Annotated in this window: 22 protein-coding genes and 1 pseudogene; 7 read left to right on the top strand and 16 right to left on the bottom strand. The window is 67.4% G+C overall.

Features of this window, described 5'->3' with window-relative positions:
* Window positions 1-81 precede the first annotated feature (81 nt).
* A complete protein-coding gene (locus Mth01_RS16075; protein WP_204016663.1) occupies window positions 82-369 on the top strand; it encodes an Lrp/AsnC family transcriptional regulator in 288 nt (95 codons plus the stop codon).
* A 101-nt stretch (window positions 370-470) separates the two neighbouring features.
* Here Mth01_RS16075 and qcrB read toward each other — a convergent pair whose 3' ends face one another.
* The 4 genes from qcrB to ctaE are packed head-to-tail and all read right to left on the bottom strand — an operon-like array spanning window position 471 to window position 4,607.
* On the bottom strand, window positions 471-2,087 hold the full coding sequence (gene qcrB, locus Mth01_RS16070; RefSeq protein ID WP_204016662.1) for a cytochrome bc1 complex cytochrome b subunit: 1,617 nt from the start codon (window positions 2,085-2,087) through the stop codon (window positions 471-473).
* Entirely contained in the window at window positions 2,084-3,163 is a 1,080-nt protein-coding gene (gene qcrA, locus Mth01_RS16065) for a cytochrome bc1 complex Rieske iron-sulfur subunit (RefSeq protein ID WP_204016661.1), read from the bottom strand. The genes qcrB and qcrA overlap by 4 nt, the downstream gene beginning before the upstream one ends.
* Window positions 3,160-3,972 carry a cytochrome bc1 complex diheme cytochrome c subunit gene (gene qcrC / locus Mth01_RS16060; RefSeq protein WP_204016660.1) on the bottom strand — a complete coding sequence of 271 codons (813 nt, stop codon included), beginning with the start codon at window positions 3,970-3,972 and terminating at the stop codon, window positions 3,160-3,162. Before qcrC ends, qcrA begins: the two co-directional genes overlap by 4 nt.
* A 17-nt stretch (window positions 3,973-3,989) precedes the next feature.
* A complete protein-coding gene (ctaE, locus tag Mth01_RS16055) occupies window positions 3,990-4,607 on the bottom strand; it encodes an aa3-type cytochrome oxidase subunit III (RefSeq protein ID WP_204016659.1) in 618 nt (205 codons plus the stop codon).
* Between the two features lie 163 nt (window positions 4,608-4,770).
* Here ctaE and Mth01_RS16050 point away from each other — a divergent pair, with 163 nt between their 5' ends.
* The 3 genes from Mth01_RS16050 (at window position 4,771) to Mth01_RS16040 (ending at window position 7,363) form a co-directional block, all read left to right on the top strand.
* Window positions 4,771-5,163: a response regulator transcription factor gene (locus tag Mth01_RS16050; protein ID WP_204016658.1), complete on the top strand. Its 393-nt coding sequence runs from the start codon at window positions 4,771-4,773 to the stop codon at window positions 5,161-5,163.
* Between the two features lie 44 nt (window positions 5,164-5,207).
* Window positions 5,208-6,266: an anthranilate phosphoribosyltransferase gene (trpD, locus tag Mth01_RS16045; protein WP_204016657.1), complete on the top strand. Its 1,059-nt coding sequence runs from the start codon at window positions 5,208-5,210 to the stop codon at window positions 6,264-6,266.
* Window positions 6,267-6,457: 191 nt separating this feature from the next.
* The gene (locus tag Mth01_RS16040; protein ID WP_204016656.1) at window positions 6,458-7,363 is read left to right on the top strand and encodes a transposase; all 906 of its coding nucleotides are present in this window, start codon (window positions 6,458-6,460) and stop codon (window positions 7,361-7,363) included.
* Here Mth01_RS16040 and Mth01_RS16035 read toward each other — a convergent pair.
* From Mth01_RS16035 to ctaC, 6 genes and pseudogenes are all read right to left on the bottom strand, one after another.
* Window positions 7,353-7,685 (bottom strand): annotated as a pseudogene (locus tag Mth01_RS16035) (IS66-like element ISFsp11 family transposase); the annotation flags it as partial. The gene Mth01_RS16040 and the pseudogene Mth01_RS16035 overlap by 11 nt on opposite strands.
* Before the next feature lie 2,362 nt (window positions 7,686-10,047).
* A complete protein-coding gene (gene tnpC / locus Mth01_RS16030) occupies window positions 10,048-11,283 on the bottom strand; it encodes an IS66 family transposase (protein ID WP_275408958.1) in 1,236 nt (411 codons plus the stop codon).
* Between the two features lie 38 nt (window positions 11,284-11,321).
* Window positions 11,322-12,488, bottom strand: coding sequence for a L,D-transpeptidase (locus Mth01_RS16025; protein ID WP_239089716.1), 1,167 nt, complete (start codon window positions 12,486-12,488; stop codon window positions 11,322-11,324).
* A 147-nt stretch (window positions 12,489-12,635) separates the two neighbouring features.
* Window positions 12,636-13,031: a cytochrome c oxidase subunit 4 gene (locus Mth01_RS16020; RefSeq protein ID WP_204016653.1), complete on the bottom strand. Its 396-nt coding sequence runs from the start codon at window positions 13,029-13,031 to the stop codon at window positions 12,636-12,638.
* On the bottom strand, window positions 13,028-14,698 hold the full coding sequence (gene ctaD, locus Mth01_RS16015; protein ID WP_204016652.1) for an aa3-type cytochrome oxidase subunit I: 1,671 nt from the start codon (window positions 14,696-14,698) through the stop codon (window positions 13,028-13,030). The genes Mth01_RS16020 and ctaD overlap by 4 nt, the downstream gene beginning before the upstream one ends.
* A complete protein-coding gene (gene ctaC / locus Mth01_RS16010; protein ID WP_204016651.1) occupies window positions 14,695-15,525 on the bottom strand; it encodes an aa3-type cytochrome oxidase subunit II in 831 nt (276 codons plus the stop codon). Before ctaC ends, ctaD begins: the two co-directional genes overlap by 4 nt.
* Window positions 15,526-15,710: 185 nt before the next feature.
* Here ctaC and Mth01_RS16005 point away from each other — a divergent pair, with 185 nt between their 5' ends.
* Both Mth01_RS16005 and Mth01_RS16000 read left to right on the top strand, forming a co-directional pair.
* A complete protein-coding gene (locus tag Mth01_RS16005; RefSeq protein WP_204016650.1) occupies window positions 15,711-16,844 on the top strand; it encodes a cysteine desulfurase family protein in 1,134 nt (377 codons plus the stop codon).
* The gene (locus Mth01_RS16000; RefSeq protein ID WP_239089715.1) at window positions 16,844-17,170 is read left to right on the top strand and encodes a sulfurtransferase TusA family protein; all 327 of its coding nucleotides are present in this window, start codon (window positions 16,844-16,846) and stop codon (window positions 17,168-17,170) included. The genes Mth01_RS16005 and Mth01_RS16000 overlap by 1 nt, the downstream gene beginning before the upstream one ends.
* Window positions 17,171-17,195: 25 nt before the next feature.
* Here the strand turns inward: Mth01_RS16000 and Mth01_RS15995 are convergent, their stop codons facing one another.
* Window positions 17,196-18,182, bottom strand: coding sequence for a carbohydrate kinase family protein (locus Mth01_RS15995; protein ID WP_204016649.1), 987 nt, complete (start codon window positions 18,180-18,182; stop codon window positions 17,196-17,198).
* Between the two features lie 173 nt (window positions 18,183-18,355).
* Complete coding sequence (locus Mth01_RS15990; protein ID WP_204016648.1) at window positions 18,356-18,709, bottom strand: HesB/IscA family protein; 354 nt, start codon at window positions 18,707-18,709, stop codon at window positions 18,356-18,358.
* A gap of 188 nt (window positions 18,710-18,897) precedes the next feature.
* Between Mth01_RS15990 and nadA the strand changes: the two genes are divergently transcribed.
* Complete coding sequence (gene nadA / locus Mth01_RS15985) at window positions 18,898-20,049, top strand: quinolinate synthase NadA (protein ID WP_204016647.1); 1,152 nt, start codon at window positions 18,898-18,900, stop codon at window positions 20,047-20,049.
* 16 nt (window positions 20,050-20,065) lie between these two features.
* Here nadA and pspAB read toward each other — a convergent pair whose 3' ends face one another.
* From pspAB to Mth01_RS15965, 4 genes are read right to left on the bottom strand one after another with little or no spacing between them, the layout of a single operon-like run.
* Window positions 20,066-20,614, bottom strand: a complete 549-nt coding sequence (pspAB, locus tag Mth01_RS15980; RefSeq protein ID WP_204016646.1) for a PspA-associated protein PspAB — start codon at window positions 20,612-20,614, stop codon at window positions 20,066-20,068.
* 13 nt (window positions 20,615-20,627) lie between these two features.
* Complete coding sequence (gene htpX / locus Mth01_RS15975) at window positions 20,628-21,521, bottom strand: zinc metalloprotease HtpX (RefSeq protein WP_204016645.1); 894 nt, start codon at window positions 21,519-21,521, stop codon at window positions 20,628-20,630.
* Entirely contained in the window at window positions 21,521-21,799 is a 279-nt protein-coding gene (pspAA, locus tag Mth01_RS15970) for a PspA-associated protein PspAA (RefSeq protein WP_204016644.1), read from the bottom strand. Before pspAA ends, htpX begins: the two co-directional genes overlap by 1 nt.
* Window positions 21,796-22,593 (bottom strand): PspA/IM30 family protein, encoded by a 798-nt coding sequence (locus Mth01_RS15965; protein WP_204016643.1) that lies wholly within the window; start codon window positions 22,591-22,593, stop codon window positions 21,796-21,798. Before Mth01_RS15965 ends, pspAA begins: the two co-directional genes overlap by 4 nt.
* Between the last annotated feature and the right edge of the window lie 98 nt (window positions 22,594-22,691).

Genomic DNA, 22,691 nt, shown 5'->3' with positions numbered 1-22,691 from the left:
ACCGACCGTGCTCATGTACCGGTTCCACCGGTAGTGTCGAATTCGCACGTCATGGCACGAAAAGCACAGGAGAGAAGCCGCATGGTCACCGCGATCGTCCACATCAAGGCGGATGTCGACCGGATCCCCGAGGTCGCCTCGGCGATCGCCGGGCTGGACGGCGTCAGCGAGGTTTACTCGATCACCGGCGAGTTCGACCTGCTGGCGATGGTCCGGGTCCAGCGCTACGACGAGGTCGCCGAGGTCGTGCCGGGACGCCTGAACAAGGTGCCCGGTGTCCGGCACACCGAGACGCACATCGCCTTCCGCGCCTACTCCCGGCACGACCTCGACGCCGCCTTCTCCATCGGCCTCGACGCCTCTGAGTGACCCTTCGGGCCGCACGTGAGCGGTGACGGCAGCGAACGGCCCGGGTGGGGAGTGCTCCCGGCCCGGGCCGTACGGTGTGTCAGATTGTCGGCTTCGGCGGCTCAGTGGAGCTGCTTGTGCTCGCCCGCGCCGACCGCCGCGTGCTCCTCTTCCTCCTCGTGGAAGGGGACGTGGTCCGTGCCGTACGCCTTGCTCATCTTGGCGCGGAGCCTGCCGAGGCCGCTGCGCAGGCCCTTCGGCGGGACCTCCTCGCCGTCGACTCCGCCGTCGATGATCGGGATCTCCTTCTTCCCGCCGCGGATGTGGGCCGCGATGTCCTCGGCCGCAGGCGTGTGAACCTCGATGTACTGCCCGTCCGGCATCCGCTTGATCACGCCGGACTCCACGCCGTGGGACAGCACCTCGGCGTCCTTACGCTGCAGACCGATACAGATCCGGTACGCGACGACGTACGCGATCGCCGGACCGATGAAGATGGCGAACCGCCCGAAGATCGTCGTGGAGTACAGGCTGACGTGGAAGGTGGCCGAGATCTCGTCGTTGGCGCCCAGCAGCCACAGGACGCCGTAGAACGTCATGCCCGCCATGCCGATCGCGGTGCGGTGCGGGTTGTTGCGCGGCCGGTCGCAGATGTGGTGCTCGCGGCGGTCGCCGGTCACCCACTGTTCCAGGAACGGATAGAGCGCGAGACCCGTCATGACGATGCCGAGCGGCACGAGCGCCGGGATCAGCACGCTCATGGGGAACGTGTAGCCGAAGAGGTTGAACTCCCATGCGGGCATGATTCGCAGCGAGCCTTCGAGGAAGCCCATGTAGAAGTCGGGCTGCGATCCCGCCGAGATGTCCGCCGGCGTGTAGGGACCGTACAGCCAGATCGGGTTGATCTGGGCGAACGTTCCCAGCAGGGCGATCACCCCGAAGGTGAACAGGAAGAACGCCCCGGCCTTGGCCATGAACGCCGGGTAGAACGGGGCGCCCACCACGTTGCTCTCGGTCCGGCCCTTGCCCGGCATCTGGGTGTGCTTCTGCACCCACATGAGGATCATGTGGGCGGAGATCAGCGCAAGCAGGATGCCCGGGATGAGCAGGATGTGCAGCGAGTAGAAGCGCGAGACCACGTCGTGGCCCGGATATTCGCCGCCGAACAGGAAGAACGAAAGGTAGGTGCCCACGACCGGCACCGAGATCGCGACGCCCTGGGTGATCCGCAGACCGGCGCCGGAGAGCAGGTCGTCGGGGAGGGAGTATCCGGTCAGGCCCTCGACCAGCGCCAGCGAGAGCAGGAGCACGCCGATGAGCCAGTTCAGCTCACGCGGCTTGCGGTAGGCGCCGGTGAAGAAGACCCGGAGCATGTGGACCATCATCCCGGCCACGAACAGCAGCGCCGCCCAGTGGTGCATCTGCCGGATCAGCAGTCCGCCCCGGACGTCGAAGCTGATGTGCAGCGACGAGGCGTAGGCCTCGGACATCTCCACGCCGTACAGCGGAGCGTAGCTGCCCAGGTAGGTGGTGTGGCCCATGCTCGGCTTGAACCAGAACGTCAGGAACGTCCCGGTCAGCAGCAGGATGATGAACGAGTAGAGCGCGATCTCCCCGAGCAGGAAGGACCAGTGGTCGGGGAAGATCTTCCTCAGGTTGCGCTTGAGGAAGCTGCCCGCGCCCAGGCGGTCGTCGAGGAACGTCGAGGTTCCGGCGATGGCCTTGGGGGGAGCGTTCATGACTTGGTCTCCCTTGCTTCCGCCTCGGCGTCGCCGCGCTCCCAGAAGCTGGGCCCGACGGGGACGTGGAAGTCGGACTTGGCGATGAGGTAGCCCTCGTCGTCGATCCCGATGGGGAGCTGCGGCAGCGGCCGGGCGGCCGGGCCGAAGATGACGTTCGCGCCGTCGGCGGCGTCGAACGTCGACTGGTGACACGGGCAGAGGATGTGGTGCGTCGTCTGCTCGTACAACGCGGCAGGGCAGCCCACATGGGTGCAGATCTTCGAGTAGGCCACGATGCCGTCGTGCGTCCAGTTCAGGTTCGTGCCCGACTTGAACTCCTCGGGCCGGAACTTGAGCAGGATCAGCGTGGCCTTGGCCAGCGCGTTCAGATCATGCTCGTAGCCCTCGGGGACCACCGAGAGGATGCCGCCGGGCGAGTTGAAGTCCGCGGCGCGGATCGGCTGACCGGTGCCCTCGACCACGAGCCGGCGCGGCTTGCCGTCCTTGGTCGGCTCGCCCCACACCGTGTGCCGCAGCACCGTGCCCGGCAGCGGGCCGAGGTCCTTGAGCAGCACCAGCGGGGCCAGGCCCAGCGGAGCGGCGGCCAGCAGCAGCGTACGGCGCAGCAACCCGTGCTTGACGAAGCCGCTCTCCTCGGCGCCCCTGAGGAACGTCTCCTTGACGTGCTCACGGGTCTCGGAGTCGGAGGCCATCGCGTGACGCTCCTGGACCAGGTTGTACTTCGGCATGATCTGCCGGACCCAGACCGTGATGCCGATCGCCAGTGACAGCAGCGCCAGGGTGAGCGTGCCGCCGAGCGCGAGGTTCGACGTCGCGGTCCTGTCGATGTCGCCGACCTGGAATGCGACGTACGAGGCGATGAACCCGACACCCGCAAGGAAGGCGATCGTGAACAGCAGCGCGACCACGCGCTCGGCCCGGCGAGCGCTCGCCGGGTCCTGCGGGATGACGCCGGGCTCGCCCTCCGGCGCGTGGATGGGCTCTTCGCCGACGCTCGGTCCGGCGGCCTGCGGCGTGCCGATGACGCGCGGTGGGACGCGGTTCTCCGGCTGCTCGATGGTGTTGTCTGTCATGCCTTCACCCGCCGCCTCTTAGCGGTGATCCAGATCGCGGCGAGGGCGAGGAGGCCGATGCCGGCGATCCATGCCACGAGGCCCTCGGTCACCGGGCCGATCCGCATGAGTCCGGAACCGCCCGGGTCGACCTGCTGCCGCACGTGAGTGATGTAAGCGATCATGTCCCGCTTCTGCTCCGGGGTGATCGTCGTGTCGTTGAAGACCGGCATCGCCTGCGGGCCGGTGATCATCGCCTCGTAGATCTCCGTCGGAGTCGCCGGGTTCAGCGTCGGCGCGTGCTTGCCGTACGTCAGCGCACCACCCGAGCCGGTGAAGTTGTGGCACTGGATGCAGTTCGCCCGGAACAGCTCACCGCCCCTGGCCGGGTCGCCCTTGGCCGGGTCGACCTGCTCGGCGCCCGGGATGGTCGGGCCGCCGCCCAGCGACTGGACGTAGGCCGCGAGCTGGCTGATCGCCTCCTCGGTCGCCCACTCGGGGCGCGGCTTGCGCAGCGCCTGCGGGCCGGAGTCGGTCATCGGCATCCGGCCGCTGCTGACCTGGAAGTCCACGGCCGCGGCGCCGACGCCGATCAGCGTGGGAGCCTTGCTGCTGCCCTCGGCGTTCATCCCATGGCAGCTCGCGCAGTGGGCCACGAAGAGGCTCTTGCCCTGATCCGCGTCGTCGGCCTTGCCGGACGCGATCGCGGCGTCAGCGGTGCTGCCGTTCGGCGCGGCAAGGGCGTACCCCCCGCCGAGCAGACCAAGCGCGAGCGCCACGACGGCTACTCGCGCGAGGGGATGGCGCCGTCGGGCGGTGGTGGAGTTCACCGAAATTCCCGTTCCGATCATTTGATGATGTAGATGGTCGCGAAAAGGCCGATCCAGACCACGTCGACGAAGTGCCAGTAGTAGGACACAACGATCGCGCTGGTCTGCTGCTCATACGTCAAGCGCTTCGCGGCGTACGTGCGTCCCAGGATGAACAGGAACGCGATCAGGCCACCCGTCACGTGCAGTCCGTGGAAGCCCGTGGTCAGGTAGAACACCGACTCGTACGGGCCGGCCGAGAGGACGTGTCCCTCGCGCGCGAGGTTCGCGTACTCCCAGAGCTGCCCGCCGATGAAGAAGGCGCCCATCAGGAAGCTCACGATGTACCAGAACCTGAGCTTCTTGACGTCGCCCCGCTCCACGGCCCACACGCCCAGCTGACACGTGACACTCGACAGGACCAGGACGGTCGTGTTGAACGTCGCGAACGGGACGTCGAGGTGAGCCCCCGGCCAGGGCTGATCCTGTCCGAGGCTGACCGAACGGATGGTGAAGTACATCGCGAACAGCGCCGCGAAGAACATGAGCTCAGAGGACAACCACACGATGGTCCCGACCTGAACCAGGTTCGGCCGGCTCGACCCGTGCGGTCGTGTCGTCGTAGTAATTGCGGATGCTGTCGCCACGCTCGACATTATTGCGGCTCCCCAGGTCGGGTCGGCCCACGACCCCCCATTAGGGTCAGCTCAAGCCCCGGAAACCAGCACAGTACGGCAATGGCCTCGGGGCGCTGCGGCCCCGCTGCGGCGCCGGTAGCATCACGATGACCATACTCCGCGATTCGACAGTGAGCGTGACATGAGGGTTCTCGTCTACAGCGACGACGCAGGCACCAGGGAGAAGGTGCGGCTGGCCATCGGGCGGCGGCCCGCCGCGGACGTGCCTCTCGTCGAGGTCGTCGAGTGCGCGACCCAACCGGCCGTGGTCAGGTACCTCGACTCGGGGGACATCGACGTCGCCGTTCTGGACGGCGAGGCCGTCCCGGCCGGGGGCATGGGGGTCAGCCGCCAGGCCAAGGACGAGGTGCACGACTGCCCGCCGATCGTGCTGCTGATCGCACGGCGCGACGACCGGTGGCTGGCCAACTGGTCCAGGGCCGACGCGGTGGTGGCACAACCCCTCGATCCCGTCGTCCTCGCCGAGACCGTCGCCGACCTCCTGCGGCGCAGGCTCGCCTCCGCCAGGGGATGACACCGGTCTCCGCCGACGACCCCAGCCTCCGACAAGGGAAGAACATGGACCTGCGCACCACCTGGCCCTCCGTGCTGAGTGCCCTCATCGCCGGAGAGAACCTGACGTCGGAAGAGACGGCGTGGGCCATGGGCGAGATCATGTCGGGTGCGGCGACGCAGGCGCAGATCGCCGCCTTCGCGGTCGCGCTGCGCGCCAAGGGCGAGACCGTCGCCGAGGTGGCGGGACTGGCCCGCACCATGCTCGAGCGCGCCACCCCGCTGTCCGTGCCCGGGCCGGTCGTCGACATCGTCGGCACCGGCGGCGACCGGGCGCACACCGTCAACGTGTCGACCATGGCCGCCGTGGTCGCGGCGGCGGCCGGCGCGCGGGTGGTCAAGCACGGCAACCGTGCCGCGTCCTCGCTGTGCGGCGCCGCCGACGTGCTGGAGCACATGGGCGTGGTCCTCGACCTGCCGCCGCAGGTCACCGCCAAGGTGGCGGTGGAGGCCGGCATCGCGTTCTGCTTCGCGCAGGTCTACCATCCCGCGCTGCGGTTCGCGGGACCGACCCGCAAGGAGATCGGCGTGCCGACCTTCTTCAACTTCCTCGGCCCGCTGACCAACCCCGCCCGTCCCGCGGCGCAGGCCATCGGCGTCTACGACGCGCGCATGCTGCCGGTGGTCGCCGGGGTGTTCGCCGAGCGCGGCGTCTCCGCGCTGGTGTTCCGCGGCGAGGACGGCCTCGACGAGCTGTCGACGGCCGCGCCGTCCAGCGTCTTCGTCGTGCGCGAGGGCGGCGCGACGCAGGTCCGCTTCGACCCCGCCGACATCGGCGTCCGCCGGTCGCGGGCGGAGGACCTGCGCGGCGGCGACGTCGACTTCAACGCGGGAGCCGTACGGGACCTGGTGAACGGGAAGACCGGCCCGGTGCGCGACGCGGTGCTGGTCAACGCGGCGGCCGCGCTGGTCGCTTTGGACATCGCCCTCGGCGAGACCGACGGCGGCGACCTGGTCGCCGACATGGGCGCGGCGTACGCGCGCGCGGCCGAGGCGGTGGACTCCGGCCGGGCGGCGGCCACGCTCGACCGGTGGGTCGAAGCCAGCCGGTCACCCCTCGTGTGAACGCCCGCCAGAACTCGGCTGGATGACAGTGAACGCGGGAACCGCTCGCAACCGCACTCTATGTGAAGATCGACGACGCAGTGAAGGCATCGCCGGAACCGGCTCCCTGGCGACCCAGCCTTGATCAGTCACGGGTGAGGTGCATGGGACTTGCCCTGGTGTGAGGCCGATCTTCGGCTGCGTTGTCGATCATGTTGTCAAGCGTCCTCGCCGACACCGCCGTGATGATCGCCGACGGCGGGCGCGTCCTGTCGGACCTGGCTACCCTGCGCGACCAGGGAGAACTGTTCGGGCCCGTCGCCTCCGACCCCACCCTGCGCCGCGCGCTGAGCGAGATCGACTCCTTGGCGCTGGACCGGATCGCCGCCGCCCGCGCCACCGTACGCCGCAAGGTCTGGCAGTTGATCGCCGCCCGGCACGGCGGCATCCCCGCCTCCCCCGTAGCCGACCGCGACCTGGGCAAACAGATCGTGATACGGCTGGACGCCACGATGATCCCCAGCCACAGCGACAAAGAGGGGGCGGCAGCCAACTTCAAGGGGTACGGCCACCACCCCCTGGCCTCCTTCTGCGACAACACCGGCGAGGCGCTGGTGGTCACGCTGCGTCCCGGCACGGCCGGCAGCAACACCGCCCGCGACCACATCGACGTGGCCGACGCCTCGATCACCGCCGTGCCCTGGCCGTACCGGCGCAACCTGCTGATCACCACCGACGGCGCCCGCGCCACCCACTACTTCATCGACCACCTGCACGACCTGGCCGCAAAGCGGGGGCAGCACCTGGAGTACTCCATCGGCTGGGAGCTGGGTGAACGCGAACAAGGCGCGATCACACCCCTGCCGCAGGATGTGTGGGACCACGTCACCGACGCCGACGGCAAGGCACGCAGCCTCGACGACGCCGGCGTCGCCGAACTCACCGGCCTGCTACGCCGCAGCGTCGGCGGCGACCAACTGGCCGGCTGGCCGCAGACGATGCGGATCATCTGCCGCCGCGAACGGCCCGGCAGCGGTGCCCAGCTGTCACTGCTGGAAGAAGCCGACGGCTGGCGCTACAGCGTGTCCATTCAGGGATGGAGCAGGGTCAGGCGGTGACTGGCGTGGGGAGCCAGGGGCGTCCGGCGAGTGCGGCGTGGATGGCGTCGATGGCGCGGATGCCGTGCCCCTTCGCGGTGACGAGGTAGGAGTGCACGCGGCAGTAGCGGCTGAGCGTGGCCATGGTGTGCCAGTAACCGGAGACCGCTTGATGGCGTTTAGGACCCTTGAGCGCCTGCTCACTGGAGTTGTTCGTCCATGGGACGGCAAGGTTGCGGGTGAAGGTCCAGACTTGTTCGGCTTTGTCTTTCAACCTGCGGGCTAGGACGTAGCCGGGGTGGTTGCCCTCGTGCCAGTCACGGTGCCGGTTGGTGATTTCTCCCCAGTGGCGACATGATCGCGGATCAGGCCGTTCCGATCAACCCCAAGCAGCGCCGCAGGTCACGAGGCCCCGTGAATGGACACGCTACAGCCTGTTCGTCACCAACACCCCCGGACGCCAACTCGACTTCCTGGAAGCCCGCCACCGGGTCCACGCCCGCGTCGAGGACCGGATCCGATGTGAGAAGTCGACCGGGCTCGGCCACCTGCCCAGCACATCGATGCAGATCAAGACCAGGCAGGTACAGTCCGTACGCAATTTAGGTCCCGAATCTTCAGAGATTTTCCGCGTCCAAATTAGACACAACCTGCTTTGCGACGACCACAGAGACTTAAGGATTCCTAACTCGACATTGCCACAACCAGCAAGAGCATCAGAAGAAACCACTTAGAGTTACCGTGCGCGCCAACCATTTCCTCGATTCATTCCTCCGTTGCATGGCATGCAGTTGCAAACCCAAATGTTCGCTGCTTCACTTGCGTCAGATGCCTATCTCGGCATCGAAGCAGGAGATCGGGGGCAATCGACGACAACTGCCAACATGCTCGTCTAAAGCCACGAACGGGAGCGCCGGCAAGCTTCCCCCGTCCGTGGCGCATCTCTCGATGCATAGGAAGGATACCCTTGCGCGCAAGACTTCGCCTAGGCTACGTACTGGTCGTTTTCGCGACCGTCCTGGCCACCAGCACAAACCCTAGCTTCGCCATGACTGATGACACCGCAGATCGCGGTGGAGGCCAGGTTGTCACGCAAGTCGAATCTCCTGACACCGGCGTCAAGGTCAACGAAACCAACTCGCAAGACTCCACCGCCACCGCAGAGGGGGCTCAAGCTCTGCGGGACTTCTCAATGAGAGTAACCCAGGCCGCTGGACTTCAGGCGATGAGCGCCGAGGCCCTAGCTACGAAGTACCGGGTCCTTCGAGTGGACGTGACCAAGATGCTTCCCACTCCGGGATGCAAGCAGCACACAGAAGTCGTGATCGTTCCCAGAGAAGTGACCGAGGTCCGCTACGTAAGAGGAAGCCTCGGATCCCACGCATCTTCAGGACCCTGCTCAGTCACTATGATCTGGGAAGATTCACCCGCGGACCAGGATGTCCAAGATGATCCCGAGCAACTATCCGGAATCGCAGCAGCCGCTCCGTACAAGGATCACTACGGGGAAGACTGCGCAGCCCGGCTTTGGGAGGGCTCGGACAGCTGGTCGGACAGCTGCTGGCGATACTGGGTGGAGAAGTACGACGGCAATCCCAACTGGAATTACTATTCCGCGCATGTGTGGAGTTCATGCGGCGTGCAGGGGAATTACTATCTCGCGTCCTGCGGGCGCGGCGTAGGGCCCAGCTCCAGCTCTCCCAAACTGCGTTGGCTGGACTACGCGCCGATCGCCAGTAGCCCGCCTTCATGTCGAACCATCGATAACTCCATCACTTTGTACAATGTCGCCGTCGGCTACTCGTATACCTCTTGCGAAGAACAGCGCATTATCAGATACTCGGCCGCCGGCCACATGACCAGCTACTGGCAGGGAAAGGTCTTTTCTCGAGGAAACGCCAACGAGCCCCTGGGGGGAACAAAACATCACGTAGCTGTAAAGGTAGCGCAGAAAGACGGCCGCCCAAAGTGGACCCATTGGTCTAGTTCGGATAACCAGTACTGCTGGCTGCGACCACCGTACTGCTGACACGGACGTGAACTTCAAGTAAGTCATCCAGGGAGATCCTTACGGAATGCCCTTCCGCCAGGATCTCCCTGCTGGCCATAGCATAGGAAGAGGCCTGAATGCAACGACACTATCGACGGGGCGCCTGCATTATTTTGTCAGTCACCTTCGCCTTTGTCGCCGGATGTTCTCCGAGCCGGAAGGCCACGCCACCTCCCGCCGTGACGGAGGAATCAGCCAAAAAAGTATTAGCTGAAGTTATAGCGGGTGTAGCCCAGAAAGGTGTCGCAGGTTTTTGCAAGGACTTTGCAATAGGAATCGGTGCGTGCTCATCGATTCTTGACCAGGCACTCGAGGACTGCCTCATGCCGGGACCACCACCGGTAATCAAGCGATCTGCCGCCGTTCCGGCCATCGAGAACCGCCAGGGAGGATGGGTCCTGGGGCTCGAAGGTCACACTCTCGACGGCCAACGATACGTCTCAGAGTTTTTCGTGGCCATGGATAAGGATCGCCCCAGAGCGCATGTGGGAGTCTATTGGACCGGACTCGGCCTCGGCGACTCTCCGCTGGGACCGGACTACACCGTCGTGCCCCAGCGAGCTTGTCAGGGCTGACCCCGTCATTTCAGCCGCGGCGAGGAGGGCAGCGCCGCGGCCCGGCAAGGTAACCACTCACACCTATCTGTGAGCTGGGGTTATGCGGTGGTTTGAGGCAGCGTCCAGGAGGTGCCGAGGAACGCGTCACGGAGCGCGGTGAAGGCGTCGATGCCGTGGTTGGCGGCGGTGACGAGGTAGGTGTGGACACGGCAGAACGCCCGCAGGCCGCCCATCGAGCGCCAGCAGCCGCTGATCTTCATCTGGGTTTTGGCTCGGCGTAAGATCCGTTCCGAGCCGTTGTTGGTCGCCCCAACCCGAAGATCGCTTAAGAAGAGCAGGGCCTTGTCGACCCGGTCGACCAGACGCTCGGCCAGGACGCGCGCCTTGTTCTTCGGCCGTCCGGCATGCTGGGGGTTGAACCTGATGCCCTCGTGGGCCAACTCCAGGTAGCGGGCCCGGATATCGGCGATGACCTGCGGATTCAACTGCTCGTTTCCGTCGCGGACGGCCTGGTTGGCGGTGTGGATCGCCTCCTGCAGCAGGCTGCGCAGCCGCCCGGCCCAGGCGTTACGGACCGGGTCGTTCTCCACCTGACGGCGGAGATCACGCACGATGTGAGCCAGGCAAATTTGCACCCCGGCCAGCAGGCTGTCCAGGAAGTAGTAGCCGACGTAGTCATCGCGGACCAGAATGCCGGTGAACCCGGTGAGCAGGCCGAACCCCTTGATGGTCTCGTGCCCGCGCGTGGCGCCGGCGCCGTACCAGACGACCTTCCCGTCATGCATGCCGTAGATGTAGGCGGTGCTGCCGGCCAGCGACACCGGCGTCTCATCGGTCCCGGCGATCTCCGCCTTGCGCAGACGCTCCTTGACCTGCTCCTCAAACGGGGCGAGCCGGTCACCGAGCTGGGCGTCGACCTTGGCCACGAACCCCGTCGAGACACTCAGGCCGAACATGAGCTTCATCAGCAGCGCGGTGCGTTCCATGCTCGTGTGCCCGATCTCAGCGATCAACGCCACCATGGTCTTGACGTTCGGGCCGTAGCAGGCCTGCCCAGCCTGCACCCCGGGCGGGGCCACGGCGCTGGTCTGATGACCGCACCCACACCGCCGTACCGGCAGCCGGCACTCGACCGTCTCGGGCCGCACCCGCGGCAACTCGGTCACCTGAGCCCGCCGATGTCCCACATCAGATGTGTCACCCAGGGCCGCGTCACAGCCCGCGCACCGATCCGGAGCAGGCAGCGTCTCGACCCGATCCGGGATGGCCGACATCTCCATCCGCGTGCCTCGATGTCCCCGCTGCCCGCCCGCAGGCCGCTTGGGCCCGTACACCTCACGCCGCGACGACGGCGAGGCGTCTTTCTTCTCTCCTACAAGGAGGCGGCGGTGTCGGCGCGCAGGCGGCTCGACTTCAGCCACTGCGGCCACGAGTCCTGCCAGTAGCTCCAGCCGTTGGTCGGGTCGAGCGGCCGCGGCGAACCGGTGACGATGATCGGGTCGCCGAGCAGCGTGTTGTCGATGAACCATTTGGCATTGGCCGGGCTGACGTTCACGCAGCCGTGGCTGACGTTGGAGTTGCCCTGGTCGCCCACCGACCATGGCGCCGAGTGGACGTACTCTCCGGTGTCGGAGATCCGTACGGTGTTGTAGACCGTGGTCTGGTAGTAGCCGGCCTGGCCGGGACCGGCGTCCGGCGAGGTCATCACGGTGACCGGCTCACGGGACATCGCGAGATGGATCCCGCTCGTCGTGTAGTGCCGCATCACGCCGCCCATGCCGGCGCTGATCGGGAAGTTCTTGATGAGCTTGCCGTCTCGCCGGATCTCCATGTAGTGGGTCTGGGTGTCGGCGACGCTGATCTGCGACCGCCCGATCTGGAAGTCCCGGGTGTAGTCCTGCTTGCCGTACATGCCGTCGGCGCCGCGAACGCCCGCCAGACGCGCGACGAAGCGCACCTTGGTGTGAGCCGGCCAGTACTTCTTCGGCCGGAAGACCACGCGCTTGTCGTCGAGCCAGTGCCAGGCGCCCGTGATCGGCTTGGAGGCCTGGACGACGAGGTTGCGTTCGATCGAGACGCGGTCGGTGACCGGCTGGTCGAAGGTGAGCATGATCGGCATGCCCACGCCCACCGTGAGACCGGTCTCCTTGTTCGGAAGCAGCGTCTTGAGGCCGAAGGTCTTGCGGGCCGGTTTCGTGGCGAACTGGCTGGTCCGCTCGGCCGAGGCGCCGCCCGGACCGGTGACGACCGCGTGGACGCGGTAGGAGACGCCTGGAGCCATCGGGCGCTCGCTGTGCCATCGGGTACGGTCCGCGCTGTAGAAGCCCGCCACGGGCCGTCCAGCGGCCTCTACCGTGACGTTTTTCAGCGTGCCCCCGGCCGCCCCCACCATGATGGGCTGTTCGGGAGGCAGATCCCGTGCCCCGTCGATCGGGAAGATGTTCACCGTGGCCTTGGGTGCCTTGTCGCCGTCCTCCGACGTTCCCGAACATCCGGTCAGCAGCACCAACAAGGCCAACGCCCCCGCAGCAGCTCGCACGTCGGTCCCCCTCCGCCGATTCGGTTTCGAAGGTTATTCCCCCTCCGCTGGAGGGGGTCGACCCGAAGCCGGCAAAGATCTTCCGAGTGCTCGCCGCCACGAGGGCGTCCTTGTACTGCTACGGCCTTGGTTCCCCTGTGATGTGGCTCAGTGCGAGAAGTTGCCTCGGTAGTACTGGAACACGAACCCGACCATGCTCATCACGGTGGCGAACAGGCCGATGAAGAAGAGCCACCAGCCGATCGCGAAGCCGAAGAAGGTCAGCGCGGCCGACAGGCACAGGAACAGCGGCCACCAGCTGTGCGGGCTGAAGAAGCCGACCTCCCCGGCGCCGTCGCTGATCTCCGCCTCCTTGTTGTCCTCCGGCTGGTCACCGACCCGGCGGGAGGTGAACAGCAGGTAGTAGCCGATCATGAGGCCCAGGCCGCAGGAGATCGCCAGTGCCGTGGTGCCGGCCGGTTCCTTGGACCAGAGCCAGTAGACCGCGTCGATGGCGGCGAAGAAGACGCCGACGAGGATGAACATCCATCCCTGGATCCTCATATCTTCTCCTCCACCAGTTCAGGCGCGGACGGCGGCGCGAGGTGCGGGTACTTGACGTCGAACGCGGGACGCTCGGACCGGATCCGCGGCAGCGACAGGAAGTTGTGCCGCGGCGGCGGGCACGAGGTGGCCCACTCCAGCGAACCGCAGTAGCCCCACGGGTCGTCGACGGTGACCTTGGGCGCGTTCTTCCAGGTGTGCCACACGTTGTACAGGAACGGCAGGGTCGAGGCGCCCAGCAGGAGCGCGCCCGCCGACGAGACCATGTTGAGGTCGGTGAAGCCGTCCACCGCCGAGTAGTCCGCGTAGCGGCGCGGGAAACCGATGACGCCCAGCCAGTGCTGCACGAGGAAGGTGAGGTGGAAGCCGAAGAACAGCGTCCAGAAGTGGAACTTCCCGAGCTTTTCGTTGAGCATCTTGCCGGTGAACTTGGGCCACCAGAAGTAGAAGCCCGAGAACATCGCGAACACCACGGTGCCGAAGACCACGTAGTGGAAGTGGGCGACGACGAAGTAGGTGTCGGTGACGTGGAAGTCCAGCGGCGGCGACGCCAGGATGACGCCGGTCAGCCCGCCGAACAGGAACGTCACCAGGAACCCGATGGCGAACAGCATCGGCGTCTCGAACGTCAGATGGCCCCGCCACATCGTGCCGACCCAGTTGAAGAACTTCACTCCGGTCGGGACCGCGATGAGCAACGTCATGAACGAGAAGAACGGCAGCAGGACCTGACCGGTGGCGAACATGTGGTGCGCCCAGACCGTCATCGACAGGCCGCCGATCGCGATCGTCGCACCGACGAGGCCGACGTAGCCGAAGATCGGCTTACGGCTGAACACCGGCAGCACCTCGGTGATGATCCCGAAGAACGGCAGTGCGATGACGTAGACCTCGGGGTGGCCGAAGAACCAGAACAGATGCTGGAAGAGCATCGGCCCGCCGACCGAGGAGTCGAAGATGTGGGTGCCGAGCTTGCGGTCGGACTCCAGGGCGAGCAGCGCCGCCGCGAGCACCGGGAAGACCAGCAGAATCAGGATGCTGGTGATCAGGGTGTTCCAGGTGAAGATCGGCATCCGGAACATCGTCATGCCCGGGGCGCGCATCGTGATGATCGTGGTGATGAAGTTGACGGCGCCGAGGATCGTGCCGAGACCGGACAGCGTCAGGCCCATCAGCCACAGGTCGCCGCCGAGCCCCGGAGAGCTGACCGCGTCGGACAGCGGCGCGTACGCGGTCCAGCCGAAGGACGCCGCCCCGCCCGGGGTGAAGAACCCGGCGACCGCGATCGTGCTGCCGAACAGGTAGAGCCAGTAGCTCACCATGTTCAGCCGGGGGAACGCCACGTCGGGCGCCCCGATCTGCAGCGGCATCAGCTCGTTGGCGAAGCCGGCGAACAGCGGCGTCGCGAACATCAGCAGCATGATCGTGCCGTGCATGGTGAACAGCTGGTTGAACTGCTCGTTGGACACGAACTGCAGGCCGGGCTGCGCGAGCTCGGCCCGCATGACCAGCGCCATCACGCCGCCGATCAGGAAGAACACGAAGGTCGTGATCAGATACATGTGCCCGATCACCTTGTGGTCCGTCGAGGACAGCCACTTGGCGATGATCGAGCCCTTGCGGTACGGCCGTCCGGCGGCCCCGGCGGCTCCCTGGATGGCGGTCACTGCGCACTCCCCGCCTGGCTCTTGATGAACTGGTCGAACTCCGCCTGGGGCACGAGCTTCACGGAGAACAGCATCTTGCTGTGGTCGACACCGCAGAGCTCGGCGCAGCGGCCGATGAAGACGCCCGTCCGGTCGAGCGTCGTGATCTCGAACTCGTTGTGCTTGGGCCCGGGGAACACGTCCTGCTTGAACAGGAACTCGGGCACCCAGAACGAGTGGATGACGTCGGGCGAGTGCAGGTCGAAGTGCACCCGGCTGTTGACCGGCAGCACGAGCTGCGGGCCCTGCGGGTTGTCCTTGTCCTGCTTGCTCAGGTCGACCGGGATGCCCGCGGTGACCACCTTCTGGCCCTCGTACTCCGTGGTGAAGCGCCAACTCCACTGGTAGCCCTCGACGTACACCTTGACCGGGGCCGTGTTCGAGACCTTGGTGATCTCGGTCTCGTCCCTCGCGGTGAAGAAGAAGAACACCGCCACCATGATCACGGGTACGACCGTGTAGAGGATCTCGATCGGCAGGTTGTACCGCACCTGCGGCGGCAGCGCCTCGCTCGAGCCCTTCTTCTTGCGGTGGAACACGCAGGCCCACAAGATCAGGCCCCAGACGACGACCCCGGTGGCGAGAGCCGCGATCCAGCCGCCGTTCCAGAGCGTCTGAGTAATCTCAGCCTGCTTGGTGATGCTTTCCGGCATGCCACCACGGGACCACTCATCGATCGCCTCGTTGCTACACGCCGTCGCGGACGCCACCAGCAGCGCCACTGCGGCGGCGCCGGGCAACCGGCGGCGCGTCCACGGTCGCCGTGTCGTACGGCGGGTCGGACTCACGGATCGCCTACCCCACAGATGAAGCCCAAGAGGTCCCCTCCTGGGCGGTTTTCCAATTGACTCGGGTGTCACCAGCAGGAGATTCTCGCCGGTGTGCCCCTTTACTTCGTTGAGTTCACGCTTGGGGGACACATTAGCGCGGACCCGCCGCGCCCCTCTGAGCAGCCCCCGTTAGTGTCCTAACTGTGCCTTATCTGGACGCTGCTTCGACCGAACCTCTCCATCCCGCCGCCCGTGACGCCCTGCTCGCGGCGATCGACGCCGGTTGGGCCGATCCCGCCCGCCTGTACGGCACGGCACGCCGCGCCCAGATGCTACTGGAGCAGGCGAGAACGGAGGTAGCCGAGGTCCTCGGCGCCCGTCCGGACGAGGTGTCCTTCACCTCCTCCGGCACCCAGGCCGTCCACCTCGGCGTCCTGGGCGCGCTCCGGGGCCGACAGCGGGCCGGCCGGCATCTGGTGACCGGCGCGGTCGAGCACTCCAGTGTCCTGCACGCCGCGGAGGTCCACGAACGCGACGGCGGGACCGTCGAGACCGTGGGCGTCGACCGCACGGGCCGGGTCGAGGCCGCCGCGTTCGCCGAGGCGGTCTCCAGGCCCGGTACGGCTCTGGCCTGCCTGCAGACGGCCAACCACGAGGTGGGGACGCTGCAGCCGGTCGCGGAGGCCACCGAGGCCTGTCTGGCGGCGGGCGTGCCGCTCCTGGTCGACGCGGCCCAGTCGGCCGGCCGCCTGCCGATCCCCGGCGGCTGGTCGGTCCTGGCCGCCAGCGCCCACAAGTGGGGCGGCCCGGCCGGCGTGGGCGTGCTGGCGATACGCAAGGGCACCCGCTGGCGCTCGCCGTACCCCCAGGACGAGCGGGAGCGACGGCGCGTGCCCGGCTTCGAGAACGTGCCGGCCATCGTGGCCGCCGCGGCGGCGCTGCGCGCCCGCGTGGTGGAGGAGGCGGCGGAGGGACCCCGCCTGTCGGCCCTGGTGGACCGGATCCGCGCCGAGGTGCCGCGCCTGGTGCCGGACGTGGAGGTCATCGGCGACCCGGTACGGCGCCTGCCGCACGTCGTCACGTTCTCCTGCCTCTTCGTCGAGGGCGAGGCGCTGCTGACCGAACTCGACCGGGCGGGCTTCGCGGTCTCGTCCGGTAGTTCCTGCACGGCGAGTACGCTTCGGCCATCACACGTTCTGGAGGCCATGGGCGTGCTTACCCACGGAAATGTCCGGGTATCGCTGCCTCGTGGCGTGACCGACGACGACATCGATCGCTTCCTCGGGGTGCTTCCGGACGTGGTACGGCGGATCCGGTCGAGCTTGGGAGTCCAGTGATGTGGCGGAGACGGACGGGCGGCGCGAGCGGCGGGGACGGGCGGGACCTCGCCGAAAGGAGCGCCGACGCCGGTGCCGGCATGAGCGGCGCGGCCGAGCCCGCGCTGACGATCGACGCGCTCGGCCGCAAGTGCCCGATCCCGATCATCATGCTCGCCGAGCGGATCAACCAGGTGGCGATGCGCGACGTGATCGCCGTGCTGGCCGACGACCCCGCCGCGTTCACCGACATCCCCGCCTGGTGCCGCCTCAAGTCCCATGAGCACGTGGCCAGCTACGAGCTGCCCCATGGCGGCTGGTCGATCCACGTGCGTCGCAACTACTGAAACCGGCGAACCCGTGTCGCGGCGATCAGGAGTGGTGGCACCTCACGTTGGCGGCCACCTCGTCCGCGGCCGCCTGGCCGTACGACGCGGCGAACCGCTCGAGGAAGGCCCGCTGCCCCAGTTCGTACTCCTGGCAGCCGACCCGCTCCAGCACGTGCGTGGCGGTCAGGTTGCCGATCTGGCCGCAGCGCTCCAGTGACAGGCCCCACGCCAGGCCCGCCAGGAAGCCGGCCCGGAACGCGTCACCGACGCCGGTCGGGTCGGCCTTGCCCAGTTCGGGCGCGGGCGGGATGTGCAGCGTCGGCTCGCCCCGGCGGTCGATCCTGGCGCCCTTGGGCCCGAGAGTGGTGACCCGGACGCCGACCCGCTCCAGGATCTCCTCGTCCGACCAGCCGGTCTTCTGCGAGATCAGGCCGAGTTCGTAGTCGTTGCTGAACAGGTAGGCCGCGCCCTCGACGAGCCGGCGGATCTCCTCGCCGGGCATCCGGGCGAGCTGCTGGGACGGGTCTGCGGCGAACGGGATGCCCCGGTCGCGTGCCTCGTCGGTGTGCCGCAGCATCGCGTCCGGGTCGTTGGGGCTCACCAGGACCAGGTCGAGGCCGCCGGCGCGCTCCGCGATCGGCCCCAGTTCGATCTCCCGTGCCTCGGCCATCGCGCCGGTGTAGAACGACGCGATCTGGTTGTGCTCCTCGTCCGTGGTGCACAGGAACCTGGCCGTGTGGTGCAGCTCGGAGACGTGGACCGAGGCGCAGTCGACACCGTGCCGTTCCAGCCAGGACCGGTAGTCGGCGAAGTCGGCGCCGACGGCGCCGACGAGAATGGGGGAAAGCCCGAGGCAGCCCATCCCGAACGCGATGTTGGCCGCGCATCCGCCGCGCCTGATCTGCAGATCGTCGACGAGGAACGACAGCGACACCCGGTCGAGCTGTTCGGCGATCAACTGGTCGCCGAAACGGCCGGGGAAGGTCATCAGATGGTCGGTCGCGATGGAACCGGTGACGGCGATGCGCACGGGGTGTTCTCCTCGTTGTCAGCATCTCGGGATGGAAGGAGTGCGGGCGGGGGATCCGGGGGGATCTAGATCGCCCAATCCGTCGAAGCGTACCGTCTCCGGCATGACGACGCCCCGTACGGGAGACCCGTACGGGGCGAGGCATCGATCTGTCACCCGGTCGACAGCACGACCTAGTTGAACGAGTCGCCGCAGGCGCACGAGCCCCCGGCGTTGGGGTTGTCGATCGTGAAGCCCTGCTTCTCGATGGTGTCGACGAAGTCGATGGTGGCTCCACCCAGGTACGGCGCGCTCATCCTGTCGGTGACGACGCTCACACCGCCGAACGACGACACGATGTCGCCGTCCATGGAGCGGTCGTCGAAGAAGAGCTGGTAGCGCAGGCCGGAGCAGCCACCGGGCTGCACGGCGACGCGCAGCTGCAGGCCCTCCTCGCCCTGCTGCTCCAGCAGGCTCTTGACCTTGGCGGCGGCCCCGTCAGTCAGGATCAGGCCCTGCTGCGTGGTCTCGCTGCTCTCAACCGTCATGTGCTGACTCCCGCGGTCTGCGCCAACCGCCCACCCGGGACGGTCGTTTACTTCGGTTCTACTAGACGCTACCAACACGCGCCGCCCGTCACACATTCCGCGGGGTGGTACGTGGGTCACCGGGACGCGACGAGCGTGTGCAATGATTAGTCGTCAATCCGACGATAAGTCCCCGAGGGGGTGTGGTCGTGACGATCACTGAGACCGGCGTTCCGCTCTTCGCCCTGGGTCGCGGCGCCGACCCGGACAGCGAGCGCGGGGTCGACTGTCCCGGCGAGCTCCCGCCGGCGTCCGACCCGGCACTGGTAGAGCGCGCCCGCGTCGCCAAGGAACGGCTCGGCGACCGGCTGTTCGTGCTGGGGCACCACTACCAGCGCGACGAGGTCATCCAGTTCGCCGATGTCACCGGCGACTCGTTCAAGCTGGCCCGCGAGGCCGCCGCCCGGCCCGGAGCCGAGTACATCGTGTTCTGCGGCGTCCACTTCATGGCCGAGTCGGCCGACATCCTGACGGCGGACTCGCAGAAGGTCGTGCTGCCGGACCTCGCCGCGGGCTGCTCGATGGCCGACATGGCGACCTTCGACCAGGTGGAGGAGTGCTGGGAGGTCCTCGAGGACGCCGGCGCCGACCGGGTCGTACCGATCACCTACATGAACTCCAGCGCGGACATCAAGGCGTTCTGCGGGCGGAACGGCGGCGCCGTGTGCACCTCCTCCAACGCCGAGCGCGCGCTCACCTGGGCGTTCGAGCAGGGGCAGCAGGTCCTGTTCCTGCCCGACCAGCACCTGGGGCGCAACACCGCGGTGCTGGAGCTGGGCCTGTCGCTGGACGACTGCGTGGTCTACAACCCGCACCGGCCGAACGGCGGACTCACGGATGAGCAGCTCAAGAACGCGAAGATGATCCTGTGGCAGGGACACTGCTCGGTCCACGGCAGGTTCAGCCCCGCGGCCGTCGACGAGTTCCGTGAGCGCATCCCGGGAGTGAACATCCTCGTTCACCCGGAATGCCGTCATGAGGTCGTGACCAAGGCCGACTTCGTCGGATCCACCGAGTACATCATTCGCACCGTACGGGAAGCCCCGGAAGGCTCGGCCTGGGCCATCGGCACCGAGCTGAACCTGGTCAAGCGGCTCGCCGGGATGTTCCCCGGCAAGAGCGTCTCGTTCCTCGACAAGACCGTGTGCTTCTGCTCGACGATGAACCGAATCGACCTGCCGCACCTGGTCTGGGCGCTGGAGTCCCTGGCCGACGGCAAGGTGGTCAACCAGATCACGGTCGACCCCGAGACCACCCACTGGGCCAAGGTCGCCCTCGACCGCATGCTGGCGCTGCCCTAGCCGTCACAGCCCGGCGTCACAGACCCGGTGCGCCCCAGACGGGGAACCAGCTCGCGAGGTCCGGCTCGATCTTCAGCTCCTCGCCGAGGATCCCGCGCACCTGAAGCTCCAGAGCGTTGTCCCGGCGGGTGTCCCCCGCCGGGGCGAAGGGGTAGAAGGTGCCGCGCTTGTAGAGGTAGACGATCGCGAGCCGCCGGCCGGACGGATCGGCGAAGGTCACCAGCGAGCACAGCAGCGACGGCCCGAACCCGGCGGACTCCAGCGACGAGTTGGCCGCGTGGAGGTCGGTGACGAGCGCGGAGACGTCCGGGTCCCGCACCACGACCCAGGTGTAACCGTAGGAGTCGCGGACCAACTCGGACTTGCCGAGCAGCGCCTGGACGTCCTGCTCGAGGCGGGCGAACGCGCCGCCTTCGGCCGCGCGGAAGGAGACCGAGCCGATGCCGACCGGGGTGAAAGCGGTGGCCGCCTGAAGGGTGACGGCGGCGGCGGGCAGCGCGAACAGCGCGTCGAGATCGGGCTTGGCGGGCTTCGATCTCCCCAGCAGTGCGTCCAGCCATCCCATTGTCGTCGGCCGATCAGCGGTTCAGCGCCGCGGAGATCCGGGCGAGCTGCTCCAGGCGGCGCTCCAGCGGCGGGTGCGTCGAGAGCAGCGAGGCTATGCTCTGCCCGGAGACGGCGGGGGCGAAGAAGAACGCGTTGAACGGCTGCGCCTCACGCAGGTCCCTCGTCGGGATCCTGGCGATCTCCCCACTGATCTTGGTCAGCGCGCTCGCCAGCGCGGAGGGCCGCTGCGTGAGCAGCGCTCCGGCGCGGTCGGCGGCGAGCTCCCGGTAGCGCGACAGCGCTCTCGTCAGCAGGAAGCTCACCGCGTACACCAGGCCGGAGACGAGGAAGATGATCGCCCCGATGGGCGGGCCGTTGTTGCTGCGGCGGCCTCCCGCGAGGCCGGTGTACAGCGCGAACCGGGTCATCAGCCCGGCCACGATGCCGAGGAACGACGCGATCGTCATGACGGCGACGTCGCGGTGGGCGACGTGCGACATCTCATGCGCGATCACGCCCTCCAGCTCCCGGGCGTCCAGCCTGCGCAGGATGCCGGTGGTCACGCACACCACCGAGTTCTTCTGGTCGCGCCCGGTCGCGAACGCGTTGGGCATGTCGGTGTCCGCGATCGCCACCCGGGGCTTGGGCATTCCGGCCATCGCGCTGAGCCGGTCGATGATCCCGTGCAGCTCGGGGGCCTCCTGCGGGGAGACCTCACGCCCGCCCATCGCGAAAAGCGCGATCTTGTCGGACAGGAGGAACTGCACCAGCAGGAGCCCCGCGGCGACCACGAGCACGGCGATCGCCCGCACACCGAGAGCCACCAGCGCGGCCATGAACGCCACGTAGACGAGCCCGAGCAGGAACATCGTCACGGTCATCCGCACGGTCAGGCCGCGGTCCGGGGCGAATCGCGTCGCAGCCATCATCCAGGGATGAGCCCGGTGTCGCCGAGCATCTCCCGCACCTCCTCGATCGAAGCGTCGGCGGGCGGCAGGATCAGCTCGGACGGCTCGAGCGAATCCGCCGGCAGTGCCTTGCCCACCTGCCGGACCTTGTCCAGCAGCGCGTGCAGCTTGACGCGGAACACGTCCTCGTCATCGGTCTCGATGGCGGCCTCGAGCTCGCCGTCGAGCTCGTTGAGCACGTCGATGTCGGCCTCGGCGATCTCGACCTGGCCCTCTCCCATGATTCTGACGATCACAGGCCCTCCCCCGGCTGGCGCAGCTGCTGGGTCCGCTGCGCGGGCTGCCCCGCCTGGCCCGGCTGTCCGGCCTCGATCGCGCCCTGCGGCGCGGGGCCCTGGCCGAGCTCGGCCTTCATCTTGGCGATCTCCAGCTCGACGTCGCTGCCGGCGCCCATGCGGTCGAGCTCGGCCTGGATGTCGTCGCGCTGGCCGGTGAAGTCGTCCAGGGCGCCGCTCGCCAGCAGCTCGTCGATCGCACCGGCCCGCGCCTGCATCTGCGCGGTCTTGTCCTCGGCACGCTGGATGGCCAGGCCGACGTCGCCCATCTCCTCGGAGATGCCGGAGAACGCCTCGTTGATCCGCGTCTGCGCCTCCGCCGCCGTGTAGGTGGCCTTGATGGTCTCCTTCTTGGTGCGGAAGGAGTCCACCTTCGCCTGCAGCCGCTGGCTGGCGAGCGTGAGCTTCTCCTCCTCGCCATGGAGGTTGTTGTACTGGAGGCGGAGGTCGGCGATCTGCGCGTTCAGGCCGTTGCGTCGCGTGAGCGCCTCGCGCGCAAGGTCCTCCCGCCCGGCGGCGAGCGCCTGCCGGCTCTGGTTCTCCAGCTTGGCGCCCTGCCCCTCAAGCTGGTTGATCTGCAACTCGACCCGCTTGCGGCTGGTCGCCACGTCGGCCACACCCCGGCGGACCTTCTGCAGCAACTCGAGTTGCCGCTGGTACGAGTAGTCCAGCGTCTCTCGTGGATCTTCCATCTTGTCCAAGGCCTTGTTGGCCTTGGACTTAAAGATCATGGAAAGTCTCTTCATCACGCTCATGCGCGTCGGCCGTCCCCTTCTCAAGGTTATGCATGGCGAAACCGCCTGGGTTCACCCTACGCATAACGCGCGAGGGCGTCACTAAGTTGCACTCCCGG

Origin of the sequence: Sphaerimonospora thailandensis (assembly GCF_016863115.1) — a bacterium.
In the GTDB taxonomy this organism is placed as follows: domain Bacteria; phylum Actinomycetota; class Actinomycetes; order Streptosporangiales; family Streptosporangiaceae; genus Sphaerimonospora; species Sphaerimonospora cavernae.
This window is presented reverse-complemented; position numbering and strand designations above follow the sequence as displayed.

What these genes read in the sequence shown, in the direction of transcription:
- Mth01_RS16075 (WP_204016663.1), top strand. Translation starts at nt 82, where the DNA reads ATGGTCACCGCGATCGTCCACATCAAGGCGGATGTCGACCGGATCCCC.
- qcrB (WP_204016662.1), bottom strand. Translation starts at nt 2,087, where the DNA reads ATGAACGCTCCCCCCAAGGCCATCGCCGGAACCTCGACGTTCCTCGAC.
- qcrA (WP_204016661.1), bottom strand. Translation starts at nt 3,163, where the DNA reads ATGACAGACAACACCATCGAGCAGCCGGAGAACCGCGTCCCACCGCGC.
- ctaE (WP_204016659.1), bottom strand. Translation starts at nt 4,607, where the DNA reads ATGTCGAGCGTGGCGACAGCATCCGCAATTACTACGACGACACGACCG.
- Mth01_RS16050 (WP_204016658.1), top strand. Translation starts at nt 4,771, where the DNA reads ATGAGGGTTCTCGTCTACAGCGACGACGCAGGCACCAGGGAGAAGGTG.
- trpD (WP_204016657.1), top strand. Translation starts at nt 5,208, where the DNA reads ATGGACCTGCGCACCACCTGGCCCTCCGTGCTGAGTGCCCTCATCGCC.
- Mth01_RS16040 (WP_204016656.1), top strand. Translation starts at nt 6,458, where the DNA reads ATGTTGTCAAGCGTCCTCGCCGACACCGCCGTGATGATCGCCGACGGC.
- Mth01_RS16020 (WP_204016653.1), bottom strand. Translation starts at nt 13,031, where the DNA reads ATGAGGATCCAGGGATGGATGTTCATCCTCGTCGGCGTCTTCTTCGCC.
- Mth01_RS16000 (WP_239089715.1), top strand. Translation starts at nt 16,844, where the DNA reads ATGTGGCGGAGACGGACGGGCGGCGCGAGCGGCGGGGACGGGCGGGAC.
- Mth01_RS15990 (WP_204016648.1), bottom strand. Translation starts at nt 18,709, where the DNA reads ATGACGGTTGAGAGCAGCGAGACCACGCAGCAGGGCCTGATCCTGACT.
- pspAB (WP_204016646.1), bottom strand. Translation starts at nt 20,614, where the DNA reads ATGGGATGGCTGGACGCACTGCTGGGGAGATCGAAGCCCGCCAAGCCC.
- htpX (WP_204016645.1), bottom strand. Translation starts at nt 21,521, where the DNA reads ATGGCTGCGACGCGATTCGCCCCGGACCGCGGCCTGACCGTGCGGATG.
- Mth01_RS15965 (WP_204016643.1), bottom strand. Translation starts at nt 22,593, where the DNA reads ATGAGCGTGATGAAGAGACTTTCCATGATCTTTAAGTCCAAGGCCAAC.